This window comes from Streptomyces lycii, from assembly GCF_009735685.1.
GTDB lineage: Bacteria > Actinomycetota > Actinomycetes > Streptomycetales > Streptomycetaceae > Streptomyces > Streptomyces lycii.
In genome coordinates this window covers 1-3,574 of the sequence record NZ_WHPN01000143.1, presented here as the reverse complement: position 1 = coordinate 3,574, position 3,574 = coordinate 1, and the positions used below count along the sequence as shown (strand labels likewise).

The 3,574-nt window shown below is 75.5% G+C and carries 4 protein-coding genes; 2 read left to right on the top strand and 2 right to left on the bottom strand.

The window, feature by feature from the left end; genetic code table 11:
• Positions 1-649: O-antigen ligase family protein (locus GCU69_RS05965; protein ID WP_170315784.1), on the top strand; the 649-nt coding region annotated here is incomplete at its 5' end.
• A 20-nt stretch (positions 650-669) separates the two neighbouring features.
• Here GCU69_RS05965 and GCU69_RS05960 read toward each other — a convergent pair.
• On the bottom strand, positions 670-1,458 hold the full coding sequence (locus tag GCU69_RS05960; RefSeq protein ID WP_156205328.1) for a glutamate racemase: 789 nt from the start codon (positions 1,456-1,458) through the stop codon (positions 670-672).
• Positions 1,459-1,703: 245 nt separating this feature from the next.
• Between GCU69_RS05960 and GCU69_RS05955 the strand changes: the two genes are divergently transcribed.
• Positions 1,704-2,918 (top strand): glycosyltransferase, encoded by a 1,215-nt coding sequence (locus GCU69_RS05955; RefSeq protein ID WP_156205327.1) that lies wholly within the window; start codon positions 1,704-1,706, stop codon positions 2,916-2,918.
• A gap of 3 nt (positions 2,919-2,921) precedes the next feature.
• Here the strand turns inward: GCU69_RS05955 and GCU69_RS32550 are convergent.
• The coding region (locus GCU69_RS32550) for a TerD family protein (protein ID WP_456243370.1) at positions 2,922-3,574 on the bottom strand (653 nt) is incomplete at its 5' end.

Sequence of the window (3,574 nt, the reverse complement as noted above, 5' to 3'; positions counted from 1 at the left end):
GGTGGCCGGGGCGCTGCTCGGTTCCCCGGCCGGGTGCGTCGCGGCGCTCGCCGTGCTCCTGTGCTCGCTGGCCGCCGCGCAGACGCGGCGCAGACTGCTCGGGCTCGCCGGGTGCGCGCTGGCCGCGCTGCTGGTCACGGGCGGGACCTGGGCACTGGCCGAGGGGGCGCTGCCGCGCGGGCTGTCGGTGACGCTGGAGGGCCGGCTCACGGAGTCCCGGGTGCTGCTGTGGCGGGACGCCGTGGCCATCGCCGGGGAACGCCCGGTGCTCGGGGCGGGGCCGGACCGGTTCGCCGCGCTGAGCGAAACGGTGGCGGCGGCACCGCTGTCCGGCGGCAAGCCGCACTCGGCCCTGCTCCAGCTGGCGGCCGAACAGGGCCTGCCGGGAGTCGCCCTGCTCGGTGCCGCCTTCGGCTGGACGCTGGTGGCGCTGGCCCGGTCGCCCCGGCCGACACCGGTGGTGCTGACGGCCGGTGCTTCGCTGACGCTGCTGGCGGCCCTGGCGAGCGTCGGCAACGCGTTGAGCTTCGCTCAGGTGACGGTGGCGGCCGGACTGCTGGCGGGGCTGGCCACGGCTCGTCCGCTGGCCGGAAGCGAGCTGCCGGCGCGCTCCGTGGCGCCGGCGAAGGACGTGCGCCCGGCTCCCTGACTCCGGCCGGGCGCGGCCCGTCAGCCGCGGGCGGGGCTCACGGCGCCGAGCACGCGCCCCTCGGCGTACGCCAGCGCGGCCGGCGGAAGCTCGGCCTCCGTGCCGCCGAGCAGCACCGTGAGGTCCCCGGACCGCGCGGCCTCCGGGTCGGGGCGGGCCCCGATGCGGCGCAGGGCCTGTGCGGCGACCGCCGTGGCGGACCCGAAGAGGGTGACCGGCGGGGCGGGAGCGGTGGCGACGGCCGCCCGGATGCGGTCGGCGACCAGTTCGTAGTGGGTGCAGCCCAGGACGACGGAGGCGACACCGGGCGGGGTGAGGGCCGCGGCGGCGGCCACGGCGGCGTCGATCGCGCTCTCGTCGGCGCGTTCCACGGCGTCGGCCAGCCCCGGGCAGGGCACTTCGGCCGTCGGGACCCCGTCCGCGAAGTCACGGATCAGGTCGCGCTGGTAGTCGCTGCCGGTGGTGGCGGGCGTCGCCCAGACGGCGACGGGCCCGCCGGCCGCGGCCGCGGGCTTGACCGCCGGTACGGTTCCGATGACCGGCAGCCCGGGCTCCAGTTCCGCGCGCAGCGCGGGCAGCGCGGCCACGGATGCGGTGTTGCAGGCGACGATCAGCGCGTCGGGCCGGTGGGCCGCGGCGGCCCGTGCGCAGGCGAGGGCGTACGCGGAGACCTCCCCGGGAGTGCGCGGCCCCCACGGCATGGTGCCGGGATCGGAGGAGAGGACGAGCGCGGCGTCGGGCCGCAGTCCGCGTACGGCGGCGGCGGCCGCGAGCAGCCCGATGCCGGAGTCCACAAGCGCGATCTTCACCCGGCAACTCTAATCGATGCCCCGTGCCGCCCCCGGCGGCCGGTCCCCGGTGACCCGCGCCGTCCCGTGCCCGTCTGCACGGCTCCCCGGGCCGGGCGGCGTCGCGCCGCGCCGTGCCGTTCCCCGCTCCCCGTCCCGCCCGGCTGTGCTGTACCCCGCCCCGCCGGAACGCGTACAGGTGATCCAGCGCCGAAACGCGGCCCGCGTCAGGGACATAGACCGACATGTCCGGCACACTGCGCAAAATGAGCGCCCTAACCTGGATCGCCGCCGTGTCACTGCTCGCCTGGGGATGGCTGCTGCTCGGCCGCGGCTTCTACTGGCGTACCGACGTCCGTCTCCCGGAGCGCCGGCGCACGTCGACCACGACCTGGCCTTCCGTCGCCGTCGTCGTGCCGGCGCGGGACGAGGCCGCTCTGCTGCCCGACACCCTGGGTTCGCTGCTCACCCAGGAGTATCCCGGGCACGCCGAGGTGTTCCTGGTCGACGACGGGAGCAGCGACGGCACGGGCGACGTCGCGCGGGCGCTCGCCGCACGGCTCGCGGCGTCGCGGAAGCCGCCGGGGCTGCCGCTGACCGTCGACTCCCCCGGCGAGCCCGAGCCCGGCTGGACGGGAAAGCTCTGGGCGGTGCGGCACGGTGTGGTGCTCGCCCGCTCCAAGATGCCGGAACTCGACTATCTGCTGCTCACGGACGCGGACATCACCCACAACCGGGACAGCCTGCGGGAGTTGGTGAGCGCCGCCCGGGCCGCGGACCTCGACCTGCTGTCGCTGATGGCCCGGCTGCGCGCGGCGAACGCCTGGGAGCGGCTGGTCGTCCCGGCCTTCGTCCACTTCTTCGCGCTGCTGTTCCCCTTCCGCCGGGTCAACGACCCGGACTCGCGCACCGCCGCCGCGGCGGGCGGCTGCATGCTGCTGCGCGACGAGGCGGCGGAGCGCGCCGGGTATCCCGACTCGGTACGGGACGCGGTGATCGACGACGTCGCGCTCGCCCGGGCGGTCCGGGACAGCGGCGGGAGGATCTGGCTGGGCCTGGCGGACCGGGTGCGGAGCGTCCGGCCGTATCCGCGGCTGGCCGGACTGTGGGGCATGGTGGCGCGCACCGCGTACGCCCAGTTGCGCCACAATCCGCTGCTGCTCCTCCTGACGGTCGCCGGGCTGGCCCTGGTGTTCCTCGTGCCGCCGGTGGCGCTGGCGGCCGGGGCCGCCACGCTCGACCCCTGGCTCGCGGCGGCGGGCGGGCTGGCGTGGGCGCTGATGGCCGGGGCGTACATGCCGATGCTGCGCTACTACGGGCAGCCGCTGAAGGCGTCGCTGCTGCTGCCGTTCACCGCCTCGCTCTATCTGCTGATGACCGTGGACTCCGCCGTCCGGCACCACCGCGGGCGCGGGGCGGTGTGGAAGGGGCGGGCGTACGCGCGCCGGGCCAACACCGCCGAGGAGGGCGCCGGGACCTGAGCGTCACTTGCGTCCCGGCGTCCAGTTCATGCCCCAGCCGTAGGCGTGGTCGACCGTGCGCTGCGGGCTGACTCCGCGCTCGGGCACGAGGAAGCGGGCCTCCCGCCGGACGACGAGGTCACCGCCGTTGTTGGTGATCAGGGCGAGCGCGCAGACCGTCGAGGGCACGGTGCACTCGCCGAGCGAGAAGTCGACCGGGGCCCCGTGCTGCGGCTGGAGGGTGACCGTCGCGTCCAGGTCGGCGAAGCTGCGGGCGCCCTCGTAGATCGTGACGAAGATGAGCAGGCGGCGGAAGTAGTCCTTCCGGTCCAGGTTGACCGTGAGGTTCTCGCCGGAGGCGGAGGCACCGGTGCGGTCGTCGCCGTCCAGCAGGACGAACGGGGGCTGCTGGAGCGAGCCGTAGGCATTGCCGAGCGCCTGGACGACACCCTTGCTGCCGTCGCTCAGCTCGAACAGCGCGCACAGGTCGAGGTCGAGGTCGGCGTGCATCGCCATGGCACGACCGAGCTTGCTGCCCCAGCCCTTGAACTGCTTGCGCATCTGCCAGTTGAGGTTGACGCGCATGGCGCCGGAGGTACCGCCCTGCTTCGTGAGGGAGACCGACGGGGCCTCCTTGGTCAGCGTGACCTTCGACAGGCTGACCGGCGCGGCGGGGG